At 49.5% G+C, this 15,967-nt stretch carries 13 protein-coding genes and 1 CRISPR repeat array; of the genes, 6 read left to right on the forward strand and 7 right to left on the reverse strand.

The window, feature by feature from the left end; translation table 11 throughout:
* On the forward strand, positions 1-1,000 hold a 1,000-nt coding region (tnpC, locus tag L248_RS09920), incomplete at its 5' end, for an IS66 family transposase (RefSeq protein WP_051999984.1).
* 97 nt (positions 1,001-1,097) lie between these two features.
* Here the strand turns inward: tnpC and L248_RS09925 are convergent.
* From L248_RS09925 to L248_RS09940, 4 genes are all read right to left on the reverse strand, one after another.
* A complete protein-coding gene (locus tag L248_RS09925; RefSeq protein ID WP_051999987.1) occupies positions 1,098-1,715 on the reverse strand; it encodes a DDE-type integrase/transposase/recombinase in 618 nt (205 codons plus the stop codon).
* Positions 1,716-1,996: 281 nt separating this feature from the next.
* Entirely contained in the window at positions 1,997-2,812 is an 816-nt protein-coding gene (locus L248_RS09930; protein ID WP_155828625.1) for a hypothetical protein, read from the reverse strand.
* A 117-nt stretch (positions 2,813-2,929) separates the two neighbouring features.
* Positions 2,930-3,292: an MFS transporter gene (locus tag L248_RS09935; RefSeq protein WP_040536126.1), complete on the reverse strand. Its 363-nt coding sequence runs from the start codon at positions 3,290-3,292 to the stop codon at positions 2,930-2,932.
* An 83-nt stretch (positions 3,293-3,375) separates the two neighbouring features.
* Positions 3,376-3,933: a transposase gene (locus L248_RS09940; protein WP_022530077.1), complete on the reverse strand. Its 558-nt coding sequence runs from the start codon at positions 3,931-3,933 to the stop codon at positions 3,376-3,378.
* Between the two features lie 168 nt (positions 3,934-4,101).
* Here L248_RS09940 and cas5c point away from each other — a divergent pair, with 168 nt between their 5' ends.
* From cas5c to L248_RS09965, 5 genes are all read left to right on the forward strand, one after another.
* The gene (cas5c, locus tag L248_RS09945; protein WP_051999989.1) at positions 4,102-4,866 is read left to right on the forward strand and encodes a type I-C CRISPR-associated protein Cas5c; all 765 of its coding nucleotides are present in this window, start codon (positions 4,102-4,104) and stop codon (positions 4,864-4,866) included.
* Positions 4,863-6,827, forward strand: a complete 1,965-nt coding sequence (locus tag L248_RS09950) for a type I-C CRISPR-associated protein Cas8c/Csd1 (protein ID WP_022530079.1) — start codon at positions 4,863-4,865, stop codon at positions 6,825-6,827. Before cas5c ends, L248_RS09950 begins: the two co-directional genes overlap by 4 nt.
* On the forward strand, positions 6,820-7,737 hold the full coding sequence (cas7c, locus tag L248_RS09955; RefSeq protein ID WP_022530080.1) for a type I-C CRISPR-associated protein Cas7/Csd2: 918 nt from the start codon (positions 6,820-6,822) through the stop codon (positions 7,735-7,737). Before L248_RS09950 ends, cas7c begins: the two co-directional genes overlap by 8 nt.
* Positions 7,738-7,871: 134 nt before the next feature.
* On the forward strand, positions 7,872-10,253 hold the full coding sequence (locus L248_RS09960; protein ID WP_040536129.1) for a CRISPR-associated endonuclease Cas3'': 2,382 nt from the start codon (positions 7,872-7,874) through the stop codon (positions 10,251-10,253).
* A gap of 188 nt (positions 10,254-10,441) precedes the next feature.
* A CRISPR array of direct repeats spans positions 10,442-10,942; the repeat unit is 33 nt; unit sequence GTCGCATCCCTCCGGGGGTGCGTGAATTGAAAT.
* A gap of 245 nt (positions 10,943-11,187) precedes the next feature.
* Positions 11,188-12,852, forward strand: a complete 1,665-nt coding sequence (locus tag L248_RS09965; protein WP_155828626.1) for a hypothetical protein — start codon at positions 11,188-11,190, stop codon at positions 12,850-12,852.
* Between the two features lie 77 nt (positions 12,853-12,929).
* Here L248_RS09965 and L248_RS09970 read toward each other — a convergent pair whose 3' ends face one another.
* The 3 genes from L248_RS09970 to L248_RS16105 all read right to left on the reverse strand — a co-directional run.
* Positions 12,930-13,181, reverse strand: coding sequence for a hypothetical protein (locus tag L248_RS09970; RefSeq protein WP_040536135.1), 252 nt, complete (start codon positions 13,179-13,181; stop codon positions 12,930-12,932).
* A 292-nt stretch (positions 13,182-13,473) separates the two neighbouring features.
* Positions 13,474-14,676 (reverse strand): glycerophosphodiester phosphodiesterase, encoded by a 1,203-nt coding sequence (locus L248_RS09975; protein WP_022530083.1) that lies wholly within the window; start codon positions 14,674-14,676, stop codon positions 13,474-13,476.
* A 36-nt stretch (positions 14,677-14,712) separates the two neighbouring features.
* Positions 14,713-15,967: hypothetical protein (locus L248_RS16105; protein ID WP_196812026.1), on the reverse strand; the 1,255-nt coding region annotated here is incomplete at its 5' end.

Here is a 15,967-nt window from a genome sequence, read left to right on the forward strand (position 1 = left end):
GCTGCTCGGTGTACCGATCACCCGGCAGAACATCATTAACTGGCACATCTTGGCCTGCGAGCGCACCCTCGAAACTATCCACGGCTTGATGAAGCAAGAGCTGCTTGCACAGGACATCATCCACGCCGACGAGACGCCCTATAAAGTCATCGAGAGTGATAAAAGCAAGACCTATTACTGGTTGATGGCGTCCGGGCGATATGCCAAACGGCAAGTCATCCTCTATGAACATAAGGACGGCCGGGCTTACTCGCAGATTGCCGAAGAACTAGAAAAGTACACCGGCTTCCTGCAAACAGACGGGTATCAAGTCTATGAAAAACTGCCCCATGCTAAACGCGTTGCCTGTTTGGCCTATATTCGGCGCAAGTTCTTCGATGCCCTGACTAACGATGAGCGCAAGAATGCCGTGACAGCCGCTCGCCGCAAGGGGAAATCGCTCACCAAGGCCGACACTGACCTCGTTGAAATCATCCACGACAAAAAGAGTGCCGCCTACATCGCTGGTGAATATTGCGACGCCATGTTCCTTCTTGAGAAGAAGTGGCATGACCTCACACCAGCAGAGCGTTTGAAGAAGAGGCAGGAAACCCTCACCAAAGTCATGGATCAGTTCTACGACTGGTTGAAGGATCTGGGTGCCCTGCCGAAAACGAAGCTCGGGAGAGCAGTTGACTACGCCCAAAACCAGCGTGCCGGACTGGCGCTCGTACTGACCGACGGTCGGCTGGAGATCTCCAACAACCGGGCGGAACGGGCCATCAAGGAGCTGGTCATGGGCCGAAAGAACTGGCTATTCTCTACCAGTTTCCAGGGAGCCAAGGCTACAGGTGTCATTCTCAGCGTCATGCGCTCAGCCGAAGCTAATGGCTTGAACACACGGGCTTATTTAGAGGCCCTCTTTGAAGAGATCCCTAACTTGGCAGTGCCCAGTGATCCGACAGCACTGCAAGTCTATTTGCCTTGGTCGCCAGCGATGCAAGCCCGGTTCGCCAAGTAAGCCAGCAGAGCCCGAATAATGAAGAGCGAGGCTCCTGCCAACCCTGTAATCATACTGGATGGCAGGAGCCTCGTCTGCGTACTAAATTATTTGATGCTTACGTTGGATTACCGTGCATACAAGAAAAGCAGATCATTCCATCCCGCCAACAGGTGAGTGTGGAAATAATCTGCTTGTTTTTTGAAGAATCGTGCCGGTAGAGAGTGCTTCCGACAGTTACCGCGTCGATCCAACCAGGCATGACGCTCTGCGTTCCAGGAATTGATGTCCGTGTAGACACGTTCGTTGGCAAAGCTGCTCTTAACGAACTTGACGACATCTCAATCTTGCCCTTGGACTCGGGGTCGAATCCCCGACAGGGGACAACCGTGAGGTGCTGCGCCTGTTTGAACGATTCAAATTCCTGGGTGTAAATAATGTCGTCTGAGTTCTCACTGACCATGAGGATGCGGTCTTGGTCAAAGACAATCTCTTTGGGCCGGCCACCAAAGTAATAGAAGGTGTCTTCTAAGCAGCGGATCAGGTCGCGCGTTCTGAAGGGGATGGCCTGCCATTCGACGTACTTATAGCGGGAGTGCGAAAGGACACAGGCAAAGAAGTACAACTTGACGGTCCGACCGTTGATTGCTTTCTGCTTAGTTGTTGTTGCTGGTTGATGGTAGCCGCCACGCTTGTTCTGAACCTTGATTGGTACAATATCCTGCTTTTCTTTCACAAAAATCGCCTCACCAATGATTTGATGAGGCAATCATAGCGCCAACGGAACCACGACGGAACAACGGTATGTTATTGGGTGCTTACCAATAAAGCCTACGGCGAACAGTGAAAATGCCTCCAATCCGAGTGTATCGGGAACGAAGGCATAAGTCACGAGAATTGGCCGATCGGTGCACGCCGGTGCAACGCCGCCGGCACGGGCGGTAGCCCGTGGGTCGGTCTACTTCCTGGTCATGGTTACGAGGGTGCAACCCTCTAATAGTTTTGTGTACGAAGCCGTTACTTACTCGCCCGCCACGTTCCGGCGGTGCTCAACACCCACTGGTGTGTCGCCACGCGGTAATAAACACTAGCCCAGACATAATCCACTCTGTCCGTCCGCCAAGCAGAACCGACAGGCAAGTTGCGGACACTTTTGCCAATGCGGTCATCAATCACTCCAGCGGTTTTGGCATTTGTGATCGTGAAAATGCCGTGCTGCTGGACGATTTGTGCATCAGCGGCTTTGACGTACGCGTTACCGCCGACCAGATAGCCTAGAACCACGTTGTTCTCATTGGCCACGAGTACATGCGCATAATGCCACCGCGTATTGACGGCCAGTTTTTGTGCCCCGGCAATAGGCGTGCTGTCGGTAATCATATGATACAGAGCAGCGCCGCTCCGGTTAGTGATTATTACCGTGCCTTGATCCCGATTGACAACATACTTGCTCGGCAGTTTCTTCGCCGAGTCGGCCAGAGTCACTGCTGTCGCTGGCAGCCACAAATCGCGGCCGACATAATACGCATAATCCTGCGTAATGCCCGTCGTACTGTCAGTGATAGCGAGTTTGGTCGAATACTGCCAGCGGCTGCCGGCGGGTAATATTCGATTCGCCGGCTTCATCATCGCGGCGTCGACATACAGCTGCTGTGCCTTATTACCTAGTGTGACGACACCATTATCTGCAACAGTTGAAATCTTACCCTTGCTGGACACGTTTTGTGTCGCGGCTTCAGTCGCCGCTGATACTGGCGTCGGAGTGTCCAACGCACTGATCAGTCCGACACCGAGCATTGCTGCACTGCATAAAAGCATAAATGACTTTTTCATGATTGTCCTTCTTTCCCTCAATTGCGACCTGACACCTGCTACCTCTGAATTTTAACACGGCACACCTCGCCGATGAATCAATACGTCTCACAATTGACAGGAAAGTATCTGACAAGACTACTTTTGCTTCGCCCGATTGACCCGATTCAGTTCCACAACAATAACCCCCGTCAGCAAGATAAACGCCGCGCCGCCAAATCCCGTCGCGGCCAGTCCCCAGTGATCAACGATCGGTCCGCCGACAGTCGAACCTAGGGCGATGCCGAAATTGGAGAAAATCGAATTGAGGGACGACGCCATGACGTTGGCTTGGGGATAGTCCTTTTCTGCCACCGATAAGTAGTGAATCTGGATCGGTGAATTGTGGAGATACACGTACACGCCGAGAATCAGGAGCAGACCCAGCCCGGTGATTGTGTTGCTGAGTGCAAACGGCAGCAGGAGCAAGATGACCAGTTCGCTGACGTACACTTTCGGCATCGTTCGCAGGCCGCCGTGATTGGCACACCAATTCTCTCTGAAGAGAAGCGGATGGGATCTTTGCATGGGGAAAGGGCTCTTTATCAGTCCTTCTTGCCGTTTTTTTCGTTGATCAGCTTGACCAATCGCCGTATATTTGCTTCAAAGATTGTGATTATCCCTTGGAGCCTCACGCCGGCAAGATTGTTCGACCAACTTCTTGCCAAACCGTGTTTGTTTTTGAGTTCGCTATTCTTCTGTTCAATCATGTACCGCTTTTTAACCCGCTGTTGAAAGTATTCGGTTTCCTCCAGCTTCAGTTGCGAAGAATGTTCCGGGGGACGGATGATCACACTATACGTTTTTGACTTAGCACCGGGACGATAACAGCCCTCCCGCAACGGGCAGGTCCGGCAAATGTTAGTATCCATGTAGTAGGTCATTACCTTACTCTGATTCCCGCAATTCTGTTTTGCTTTACGATAGGCCATTACCCCATGAGGGCAAACCATCATGCATGCGTCTTTGTTGTAGTGCCATTTATCCCCTAAATTATGGCTGCCGTTCGCTGTGATCGGCAATAGCCGAGAAATCAGCAGAAAGTCATGTTCGTCCGCAAACTGGATATTCTTCTCGCCAGAATAAGCTCTGTCGCCAATCACCTCGCGGACCTCAACTCACATGCCGAAATAATTTGGCGTCGTGTGGCCGAATAAAACTTGACACTTACTAGGGAGTGCAATCAGTTGACAGAACATCCCAAAAAAGGTACAAATAAAGCGCATACATTGATGGCCGAGAAAGCGATAGCATGAAAGGTGAATCAAAACATGACCGCATCGAGAGCAAATCCTAATGACTATGTATTACATCCTTTTGAGATAGAAATTTGGGGTAAGAATGCCTTGTTCTGTGATCCGTTGTCCAAAGGAGGAGAACAACAGACATATCCAGTACCAACGTATCAGGCACTCGTCGGAATATTGGAATCAATTTACTGGAAGCCTACTTTTGAGTGGATTCCGCTAAAAATTACTGTTATTAATCGGATTAGAACGGAGACCCGAGGCATCCTGAGGCGTAATCTGCGCCAGGATCAAAAGATGGACCGCTCTTACTTCACTTACCTGCGAAACGTCCATTATATGCTCACAGCTCAGATGCGGTGGAATGCAGATGCACCGAAATTAGTCGATGATCGTAATCCAGTTAAACACCAGGCCATCTTTCGGAGGGCATTAGAACGCGGGGGACGTCGCGATATCTTCCTTGGCTTACGCGAGTGTCAAGGGTTTGTCAAGGCACCTACTGAATTTTCTACTATTGTCAGTGCATACGACGGATATGGACGTCAGGACCTAGGCCAGATGTACCATAGTTTTACTTATCCAAGCCAAGACAATGACAACCTGATTGTTAATCTTTGGGATACTGTGATGACGAATGGTGTGATCACTTTTTGCCTGCCAGAGGAGACCCCTTACCACCAGGTCATACGACAAGTCAACCAACAAATAGATGCTGACCACAAGTACCGAGTGACATCTGTGGCTGATGAATTCGCTGCAATGATAAAAGGAGCCCGACATCAATGAGCATTCAAACGGAACTCGTCAAAGTGTTCGATGCTTTTGCTTCCGAAGCAGGGAATTTTGAAGAGTCTGAGAACTATACGCTGTTGCCATTTTACTGTACTGAGATTCAAGCCGACATTCAAATCACCTTGAGTAAAGAAGGGCGATTCTTAGGATCAGAAGTGTTGACCGGTGAAGGACGCGCAACAGTTTTGCCGACAACTATTCAATCTGCCACACGGTCAGGATCTGCTATATGGGCTTACCCGTTGCACGAAAAGGTATCCTACCTGGCTCCAGGATTTAGCAGGCAGACAGCAACACATGGTGAAAACGATCGGTATGATGCATATTTGGCTGAAAATGGTGCATGGGCAAATGAACCAGAAGCACCCGTTATTGTTAAGGCGGTTAACAAGTACATCGAGAAAGGAACAATCATTGCTGACTTAAAGAGCACATTAACTGACGAAAAGCAGTTACGTCAATTAGACAACCCGAATGGAGCGCAGTCATTTGTGCGGTTCATGATTGATGAACCCGACATGCCACTACCATGGCGGGATAAAGCGCTCTTTGATGCTTGGCAGAGGCACTATGTACCCCGTTTGCATTCACAAAGCACTCAGGCCAAGGTGCTTGATTATATCTCCGGCGAGATGGTCATCGAGACTAAATCAGTTGAATCGGGAATTTTTCCTAGCGAAAGCAAGGCAAAATTGATTGTAGCCAATGATGACCAAGGGTATACGTACCGTGGTCGGTTCAGCAACAACGAGTTCTATCATATTGGTATTGAAACGGCTCAGAAGATGAATCACGCACTGCGATGGTTAATTCGTAGGCAAAGTTTCCACGTTGGTAAACGTTACTTCTTATTGTGGGAATCTAGTGATGCCGATCCTGCAGCGGGATCAATCGTACAAACAATTGCTAAAGGCCCTATTGAGCAGCGGGTTGATAACGATTCAGCGAAGGAACATAATCCCACTGTGATCGACGCCAAACAGGGACTCTCGGCTGACATGGGGCTCTATCATGCAAATGATTTATATCGGCAACTGGAAGGTCTACGAGCCAAGCTGCCTAATAATCGGCCTATTAATATCCTTGTTTTGGATGCAATCAATCCCGGACGTGCCGCCATTGTTTATTATGATTTCTTGCAATCGGAAGACTTGCAAACCAATATCCAGAAGTGGCAAAAATGGGCAACCCGGACGGTCTATTTCAATGGTGAGCCGCAACAGTCATTACCAAGTTTCTGGTGGATTTTGAGTAGTGCTTACCAGCGTGGGCCTAAACCGACAGAGAAAGAAAGCAGGATCATCGATGCCGCGTTGACTAAAATGATTTCTGCCTTGTTGCATGGTAGGAGTATGCCAATCGAAGTGATCAACCAGTTACGGCGCAAGGTTGGGAACCTGGCGAGTTATGCACGGAAGGGTTCGGAGAACAAAAGTGCTCTGGAGTTAACTAAAAGGGCATGGTACAACGCTGTCAAGAACTTGAACGCGCTGACAAACTACAATAACAAAGGAGGATGCGGTATGACACTGAATACTGAAAGTACCAACACGGACTATTTGTTTGGCCGATTGCTCGCAATCTTGGACAACATTGAAGAACGTGGATATTTTGCTAGGCACCAAGAACCAATCGGACATCCAACAACGGCCATGCGTTCCATCAGTAATTTTGTAATCAAGCCGACAACGACCTGGCATCGCATGTTTCCTCATGTCATTCAGGCATACTTGTACAATCTTGATGGCAATGCCCAGGACAAGTACTGGAATGAAATCAACAGTATCCTGGCGAATATCGGCGAATCCACCATGTCCCTCGACAAGTCTCTGGGGCCGGTAATGTGGGTTGGCTTTGCTGATGAAAAAGAAGAGTCTAACCGATTGAAGGCCATTGCAGTGGCGGCAAAGGCGAGAAAGGGTTCTAAGAATACGGAGGAGACTAATCATGAGTGAAGTCTTGAATCATAAAGTCAATTTTTCTGTGATTGTTGGCGTGAGGAATGCAAACCCTAATGGTGACCCCAACGATGAGGGACGTCCCCGGGTCAATGGTGAAGGATATGGGGAAATCTCGGATGTCTCTGTGAAGCGCAAGATTCGTAATCGCTGGCAAGACACGGGTAAGCCAATTTTAGTCAAGGCAGTGGACCGGAGCGATGATGAATATCTAAGCATCCGTGATCGTTTTCTGTCCAATGACAACGTAGCAGAATTGCTAACTGACATTCGGAACAGCGGAAAGAAATCTTCAGACAAAGTTTTGCATACGGATGCTCAGAAGCGTGAATTACGGGCCATTGCATGCGCCAACTGGCTTGACGTGCGTGCTTTTGGGGCACTGCTGCCCTTTAAAGAAAGTGTGAAGGATGGTCTTGAATCGGCTTCCACGGGTATCCGTGGCCCAGTTTCTATCAATATTGGAGAGACCATTCAACCCGTTGAAATGAAAGATATGGCCATTACCAAGTCAACCAATTTTGAGAGTGAAGAGAAGAAAGGCTCTGACACGATGGGTAATAAGTCGATGATTGGTTTTGCAGTTTATCGGATTGATGGTGCAATTTCTCCTCAACAAGCAGAACAGACTGGGTTTACAGACGAAGATGCGGAATCCTTGAAGATGGCGTTGAAAACTCTGTTTGTTGACGATGCGTCAGCCTCTCGTCCGGACGGTTCCATGGAAGTGCTGGCCCTGATCTGGGCTGAGTCAAAAGGAAAAATCAGCGCTATTCCTGCCTATCAGATCAACGATTTGATTCACGTCAATCAACCTGAGAGCGCACGGCAATTTCGTGACATCACGATTGAAGTTGAGCCCTCACCGACTCCGGAACTGATTATTACTAAGTATGAAGGCCAATAATTTCCTGATTCACCAATTGTTCGGAGATTTGGACAAGGTAAATGAATCTGGCACCGTTACGTAAGGCGAGCAAAACGAGGGGACAAGACTTCCTAAGTGGTCGGTGCGTGGCCTCATGAATGAAGGAGGAAACTATGGATTTTCTGGCGCACTTCGATCCGCGGACAAAGAGAGAGCAGTCCGTTAAGGCCCATCTAACTGCTGTTCGTGACCTTGCTTACATGTACGGTGAGTCTTTGAATATATCGCATATCACCGGATTGGCCGGCTGGCTTCACGATGCGGGAAAATATTCCGATGCATTTCAACGATATTTGCGTTCTCAAATGGGAGAAGGCGCACACGCACGTGCTGGAACAGTGAACCACGCATTTGCGGGTGCTCAGCTCCTTCGTGTCTACACAGAGAATTCGTTATTATTGGGGCTGATTGCTAACCCAATCATGGCTCACCACAATTCAAGCGGCCCCTTCGATTATATGGATCCGACTACCCTAAGACCGGTCTATTACGATAAACTGAATAGCCACCCAAAGAGCTACGATCTCACGGACATCTCTGACCGCTTTTTTACTGACTTTTCAATTAGTGACTTCCGGTCCTATGTTGCACAGGCTGAACGTGAGCTGAACGACTGTAAAGATTTGAACCCCAATCAAGCATTTTACTTGCGGTTCGTTGCGAGTTGCCTTGTGGATGCCGATCATCTTGAGACGGCTGCCTTCATGAGCGATATAAAGGCAGCCTACACTGGATCACAAGATATGGATCAGTGGCTCAACGATTTTTATCAGATTAACGAAAAGGCCGTCATCGATCAGGAGTTGACTGATGCTCAGAATACAGATCCTGCGTTTCGCCAGTTGAACGAGTTGCGCCATAATATGAGCAATCGAGCTTTCACACTCGGGAACAGTACCGTCGGCTTATATAGTATGAGCATTCCAACTGGTGGTGGCAAGACATTTGCAAGTCTGCGCTTTGCTTTGGCAAGCGCCAAAAGTAATCATTTGCACCATATTATTTATGTGGTTCCGTTTACCACGGTCATTGAGCAGAATGCAGAAGCCATTCGTGACCGCTTAGGACTAGCCGAGAACAGTTCAAAAGTATTGGAATATCATTCTGCCATTGCTGATCAGCCCGGGTCTTATCTGTGGCGTTATGCAAAGGAGACTTGGGACGCACCACTGATCATGACGACCCAAGTTGCATATCTCGATGCACTTTACGGAAAAGGAAGTAAAAACTTACGGCACATGCATCGTCTCGTCAATAGCGCCATAATTTACGATGAGGTTCAGTCTTTACCGTTACGGCTAACTGAGATGAATAATGATGCGGTCGGCTGGCTGACGAACTCTGCACATTCGACGGTATTGCTGTGCACGGCGACCCAGCCAGCGCTGAGCTCACAGTACCTCGGTTCAAAACTGGCGTTGCCCAATGAGATCGTCTCAGATGTGAAATATTTTGAAGCAGCCTTTGCGCGAACTGAGATTGTTGACGAGACCAGCGACATATGGGATATTTCGAAGCTAATTTCTGCTGTGTGTAACGCACTGAGTGTTAATTCCAGCGTTTTGGTCGTGCTCAATACAAAAGCCGCTGTTAAGGCCGCCTATACAGCGTTTAAACAGCAAGATAATAGTGGCCAAATTGGTGCTTTTATATTGTCAACCAATCTGGTGGCAGCACATCGACGTGAAATCATCAGTAAGCAAATCAAGCCGGCAATTCAGGCGGCGCGTGACGGTGGTAGAAAAGTTGTTGTTTTTTCAACTCCTCTTATTGAGGCGGGGGTTGATTTAAGCTTTGCAGTGGGTTTCCGTTCTTTGACCGGACTACCAAGTATCATCCAGACTGCTGGACGGGTCAATCGTAATGCCGAAGAACCGAAAGCGACAGTTTACGTATTTCGATTGTCAGGGAAGGTTGAAAATACGGTAATGCTGCCGGAAATTACCAAGGGAGCCGCCATTACGTCGATACTGATCCATGCGGGTAATCCATTGATGACCCAAGAAACTGTAAAAAAGTATTTCGAGATGGTGTATCGGGAAAGACGTGATTTGGCATATCCCGTAAAGTCGAAGAGATTAAATTTTACACTTCGATCATTGTTACAATGGAATGGGAATCGGAGACCAAATGATCAAGCCATCCAGGTATACATGAGAACTAACAATACCGATGATTCTGCACTACCGCTTTATACAGCGCAAGAGACCGTGGCGAATTTGTTTCAAGTAATTGACAGTGCTACGACACCTATAATTGTGCATTGGGCTGGTCACAACGACGCGATGATTAACGGTATCTTGAATTCGGATACCAGCGAGGAGCAGCGCTGTCTCTTGTTGCGAGAAGCGCAACAATACACTGTACAGCTTTGGGATGATCCAAGTCGAAATGGAGATAAGTACCAAGACATTCTGATTCACGATACGAAGAGCGATTTGTGGATATTACGTCCAGAGTATTATGATGACGAAAGCGGTATGGAGATCGATTAATTTTGAAATCTGACGGAGCCATTTGACGTTTTAATAAATGGTGCGAATGTAGGGCACACAGAAAAACGTGGAGGATTCGCACCTATCTTTCATGAAAGAGCCTCGTTACACGGTTGAAAACCATGAAAACACAAAAATTTCTGCGTCATAAACGTTGAAAACAGGCAAGTAAGCTTGTTTCTACCGCGGTCGCATCCCTCCGGGGGTGCGTGAATTGAAATCCGGAGAGTGCCGGATCTGCGAAATACCCGGGCATGTCGCATCCCTCCGGGGGTGCGTGAATTGAAATATGATGCTCTTGGCAGTGTCCTTGATGCCACCGGTCGCATCCCTCCGGGGGTGCGTGAATTGAAATAGCTGGGCACGCCGAAGCCGGCCGATCCGTATGAGTCGCATCCCTCCGGGGGTGCGTGAATTGAAATTTCAGAGCTTTGCCCGTCGCAACGACTACGGCCGGTCGCATCCCTCCGGGGGTGCGTGAATTGAAATATGCCGCTGGCAAAGCTGTCGTATCCAGAGTGAAAGGTCGCATCCCTCCGGGGGTGCGTGAATTGAAATTTCTGCTGGGGGAGATACACGGCGCTGCTTGGTCGCATCCCTCCGGGGGTGCGTGAATTGAAATGCTGATCTTGATCTGGCCAGCGACCAGCTTGCGCGTCGCATTCCTCCGTGGGTGCGTGAATTGAAATGACGCCGCCGCCCCGGCTGGGTTCAACCAACTTGTCGCCCATCCGGGGGGTGCGTGAATTGAAATCGTACTGATGAGGGCATCAACGGGGTCCATATTCATCGGATTCCCGGTAATGTGTGTTTTTGAACATGAAGTTACTTGTTACGATATCAATTGTCCGAATTGAGACAGAGCTGTGCACAAATTAGTTTCATGTGCGATACTGAGTTAAGAATTGTTTCTGGGAGAGGACATTTACTGATTGTGAAAAACAAGAACCGTTTAATGCCTGTCTTGCTGGTACAACTACTATTCATTGTACTAAGCGTCGGTTATGTACTTGCAATGGCGCCCCACGGGACGTTGGTCGCGCGTGACAGCTATGATGCGTATTTTCATCTGACTCGGATCCAAGCGTTGAATGGGATATTTCAAAGCCCTGTGAATTTCGATCTGTGGAACCATGTGGGTAACGGTACCGCTATGTTTTACCCGTGGTTGACGGTATTGCCGGCACTTCCCTTGTTTAACTTGTTTGGTGCAGTCCATGGCTTCTTGGTGTTCCTCGGGTTGGTCACGTATGCCACTTTGATAAGCAGCTACTTGTCATTCCGACATTACCGCAAAGGTCAGTGGGCAGCGCTGCTTTTCTCCGTTCTTTACACGTTTTCTTTCATTCGGGCGTCGAACGTTCTGTATCGGTGGGGCGTGGGGGAGTACATTGCGATGATCTTTATTCCACCGCTGTTCGTGGCATTTCGCGACGTTCTCCTTGAGCATTGGTCGGCGTGGGTTTGGGTGGCTGTCTGGTTCTCTCTGATTGTTTATTCCCACGTGCTTTCTGCAGTCGTGGTCGGCGTGTGCCTTTTCTTGCTGTTCCTCGGCGCATTGGTTGGCCACATTGGCCAGTGGCAGTATTGGCGCCGCTTGTGGCAATACGCCGTTGCGTTTCTCGCTACTGCAGCCTGCCTCACCGTGGCATTCTGGGGACCGCTTCTTGAGCAGCAGCGTTACCAACCGATTCAAGGCCCTTCCCCGTTTGACTTGAGCAAGTCGGCTCATCCGCTGGGCTCGTTGCTGGGACAGTCTTTGACCATCGATGTACGCTCGTACTCCTTGGGGTTCTTCTTAGTTGTTGTGTGCGTGGGGATACTGCTCACGATTTGGTTTACGGACACGGAAGGGCGCATACTCGGGGGATTCACCTTGTTCCTTCTATTGTTTTCGACGAGTGTGTTTCCTTGGGCGGCGTTCAAAGACACGCCCGTCAGCATTATTCAGTATCCGGCCAGGTTCCTGGGAATGTTTTCGTTCTTTGCGCTGGCCTACACGGTTCGCGGGCTGGCCCAGCTTTTTGAGCATCAGCATCATGTGCTCGCTTCGCTAGGCGGTTGGGCAGCGGTGTTGAGCGTACTCGTTTTGTTTGGTTTGTCTGCACGAGCACTGTGGCATACTCAAACACTGATTCCCCAGCCTTGGGCGACCATCGCCAATGATACGGTGGCAGATCATCTCCGGCAGTTTAACCAGCGGGACTACTTTCCGGCCAATGCGTTTAAGCATTATCAGTCCATCGAGAGCCATGATGTGTTACTTGATGGAAAACGGGTTAAGGCGTCGGAAGTGTTTACATCAGATCATATGACGTGGCGCCTTTCTTCCAAGAAGTCTGGTCAGTTGGATCTGCCTGTGCTCAACTATAAAGGAACGCAGGTGTTATTGGATAATCGGCGCACGATCGGTGTCGAGTCGCCGCGGGGGACGGTCCAGCTCACGGTGCCAAAAGGCAGGCATGACGTGACCGTGTGTGGAGCGTACACCGCTTTTAGCCGTGTCGCGCAGCTTATTTCATTACTTGTCGCCGGGCTGGTTCTATGGATAATCAAAAAGCAGTCGCAAGCCACCACGGTGGAGACGCACACGCGGTAAGGATGACGGCTGCTGGTGCTTCAGAAGGATGGAGCTCATCAGTGCTGAAGGAGTGAACAGGGTATCGAGTCAGAGGGTTATGGCCACTTGATGGTGTCTTGCATAAATGGCGTAATTACCTGGATGGCTGCTTTAATTTGCTGTGCAGTGGGCTGGTTTTTTTTTGTAAATTTTAAGCGTAAAAGCTTGGGCTCATTGCTTTTAGGGCTTGAGGATTGCGGTGCGACTCGCGGACCCATCAGATCGACGGCAGACGCGAGTTCACCGTTTTCACTCTTCAACAGTTTAATCTTGAGGGCAGCATAGGCTGCTGCTTCTGCCGCAGCCATTTTTTGGCCTTGTCGGGGTAAGTCTCGGATACAGCCCTGTGTTTCTGATAAAGAGCGAGGGAAATAGTCGGTCCTTGGGCACCGACGTCAATTCGCCAAAACACTGCCTTGTTTGACTCCGTACTTGTGTCTTGCCAAATCGCATAGTGGGTCCAAGCGTCTTTCCCCAAGTGACCCTGATTCCCCAACGGGAAGATATCGTTTTACCTTACAAAAACAGATATAGGTTAACTAATTGGACACATTTTTACAGCCTTGGTAACAATAGCCCCGTTTGTGGAGGATTGGGGGTTTACTGCCGAATCCACTGATTCCGTCCAACATTGTACCAAACGCTTGTCCCGTCAAACAGATAAAGGCCGGACTGCCAGCGGGTGCCAACTGCTAGTTTGCGGTTTTGCCTTGGACTATCGGCTGTTGGTGAACTGTGAATCACAGCGGGCTTTTGGGTAACCTGAATGATGCTGTGGTGTGAATGGACTTGGTTGACTTGTTCAGAATTAAGGAAAAGACCGGCTGTGGCAGGTATCCATTGGTTTGGAGCTGCTTCGTACCAGGGAGTACCCGCAATGGTAATCGTAGCGTGCACTTGCCACGTACTGTTCATTCCCAGTTTTCTAGTTGCGGTAGCATGGCTGCCTGCGCCAGCATAGAGGAAAGTTGCGTTATGAACGCGGAAGCGGCTGCCAGCTGGTGTGGGCTGTTGCGTTGGTAAGCTCCGGTATTGCTGCGTCCAGTTGGTGATGACACCATCAGCGCCCACACCAATCACATTCTCGCCAGTCGTGTTGCTGCTGGGTTCGTCCGCGTCGAACCACGGATATATTTGCTTTTTAGCTTGATGCAGTACATTAACAGCCTGTCCGGTAACGGCTGGCCAATAGAACCCGAGACTAGTGATATCAGCGTATTGTTGCAACCACTGAGGCGTAATGTGTTGGCTGCTGTTGGTCAAGAGCATCGTTTTGACACCAGGCATAAGTTGCATGAGCCGACGGAGGGATGCTGACGAGAACGATTGGAAGTACACCCGGTTTTGTAAGCCGTATGCGTTGATTAGAGCAACTAAGGCCGTTTCTTGTTCCAGTCGATCGGGTGTCTTTCGGGTTTCAATCAAAAATTTAGCCCGGGGATCTGCTTGATAGCGTTGAAAAACTTCCTCTAGGGAATGAAAGTGCTCGGTAGTGTTGCGTAAAGGCAGTCCTTGGAGGGTTGTCCACGGTATCTGGCTGATGATGGACGAGACGCCGGTCAAGCGGTTAGTTGTGGGGTCGTGACTGACTACGAGGGTACCGTCGGCAGTTCTTTCTAAATCAATTTCTAGATAATCGGCACCATCCCGAAGCGCATTGTCATATGCCTGGTACGTGTGCTCCACCGTACCGTCTTGGTTACTGAAATATTCACCCCGATGACCGATGACAGTGAAGCCACTGGTGAAAACTGATATGAGCGTTACTAGCATAATTACGAGATACAGGCTGTGGCGACGCATAATGATCCCTCCCTGAGTTATCGAGCACGGCAGACGTTAGGATAATGATACATTGGTTGGTCCTTCTTTCCGGTGGCATAGCCGGAGAACACCAATCACTGCCAGCCAAGCAAAAACCATGCCCCAGATTAGGGGCTGGTAGAGCGGGTGATTGACACTGAGAATCGTGATTTTTTTGGTAGGGTGCTGAGGAGTGACCAGGAGTGTACCACGGTCAGACTGCTCGATCCGTCGGGTGTTCACCAAGCGGTAGGTGAGGGAAGAATAGTACCAAAAAGGGATATCAACCGGTCCGGTGACTGCTTTGGGCAGATGAATGGTGACCGCCTGTGTACGGGGATTGACGATTATTCTAGCTTTACCTTTCTGCCCATTGCTTAAGATGAATTGATGTGCTCCGACAGAGGCAAGCTCAGCGGGGGAACTGGCCTGCTGGGGTGCGTAATCTGTATACTGGCGTAACTGTTGGAAAGCAGGATGCAGCATGCTGGCATTGGTAAATGCGGTGGTGTCCCGCGAATAACCCGCTGCAGCTGTCCAGAGGGGAGTTGCTAAAGTAGTCCGCCGAAGAGAATTGAGTGATAGTGAATTGGGCACTACGCATAGCAAAATGGTAACGACTAGGATCACAGAGTGAAGCAGGCGCATTTTTTGCGGGGAAGTGACAATGGTTGTGCTAGATTCCAGAAATACCGTTAATAAAGCCATACTGAGCGTGGCAGAGGCGTAAGGCAAAATGCGCCATTCGGGGCCCTGGATGATACTGCCCAGGAATAATGGCATTCGCTGCCAAGGAAAAAGATTGGTTGACAGAAAAAGCAGGATCAAGCCGAAGCCATAAAACATCCAGGTCAGACGCAGTGTCTTGATCCGTAGTGCGGCAAGCGGCACGGCAATAACTGCCAAGACGGCAAAAATGCTGAGCAAACCGATGCCGCCAGGAGTGAATAGACGCTGGAGAATGGCTTTGATGGGCGAGCCAACCAGGGTCATATTGGGCACGATGCGCAGATTGGAATGTCGCAAAATCAACGGCATGATCCAGGCTGGCAACGTGAGCAAGAGCGTCCATCCTGCGGCAGCAACAAAACTCAGTAGTGCCTTCCAAGACCGTTTAATCAAGCTGCCGAGAAGGCCGGTTCCGATCACTAGCAGAATGGTCAATGCCCCCGTAAGGATATGCGAGTTAAGTACGATGGCCACTGGTATTGCCACCAGAATGCTGTTGCGTACATAACCCAGATAAATTGCCAACTGTATAGAAAACGACGCAACTCCTTGAGCTGCGCCG

Source organism: Schleiferilactobacillus shenzhenensis LY-73, assembly GCF_000469325.1.
In the GTDB taxonomy this organism is placed as follows: domain Bacteria; phylum Bacillota; class Bacilli; order Lactobacillales; family Lactobacillaceae; genus Schleiferilactobacillus; species Schleiferilactobacillus shenzhenensis.

Bases quoted from the DNA above. Each gene is read 5' to 3' on its own strand.
- L248_RS09930 (WP_155828625.1), bottom strand. From the start codon at position 2,812: ATGAAAAAGTCATTTATGCTTTTATGCAGTGCAGCAATGCTCGGTGTC.
- L248_RS09935 (WP_040536126.1), bottom strand. From the start codon at position 3,292: ATGCCGAAAGTGTACGTCAGCGAACTGGTCATCTTGCTCCTGCTGCCG.
- cas5c (WP_051999989.1), top strand. From the start codon at position 4,102: ATGACCGCATCGAGAGCAAATCCTAATGACTATGTATTACATCCTTTT.
- L248_RS09950 (WP_022530079.1), top strand. From the start codon at position 4,863: ATGAGCATTCAAACGGAACTCGTCAAAGTGTTCGATGCTTTTGCTTCC.
- cas7c (WP_022530080.1), top strand. From the start codon at position 6,820: ATGAGTGAAGTCTTGAATCATAAAGTCAATTTTTCTGTGATTGTTGGC.
- L248_RS09960 (WP_040536129.1), top strand. From the start codon at position 7,872: ATGGATTTTCTGGCGCACTTCGATCCGCGGACAAAGAGAGAGCAGTCC.
- L248_RS09970 (WP_040536135.1), bottom strand. From the start codon at position 13,181: ATGGCTGCGGCAGAAGCAGCAGCCTATGCTGCCCTCAAGATTAAACTG.
- L248_RS09975 (WP_022530083.1), bottom strand. From the start codon at position 14,676: ATGCGTCGCCACAGCCTGTATCTCGTAATTATGCTAGTAACGCTCATA.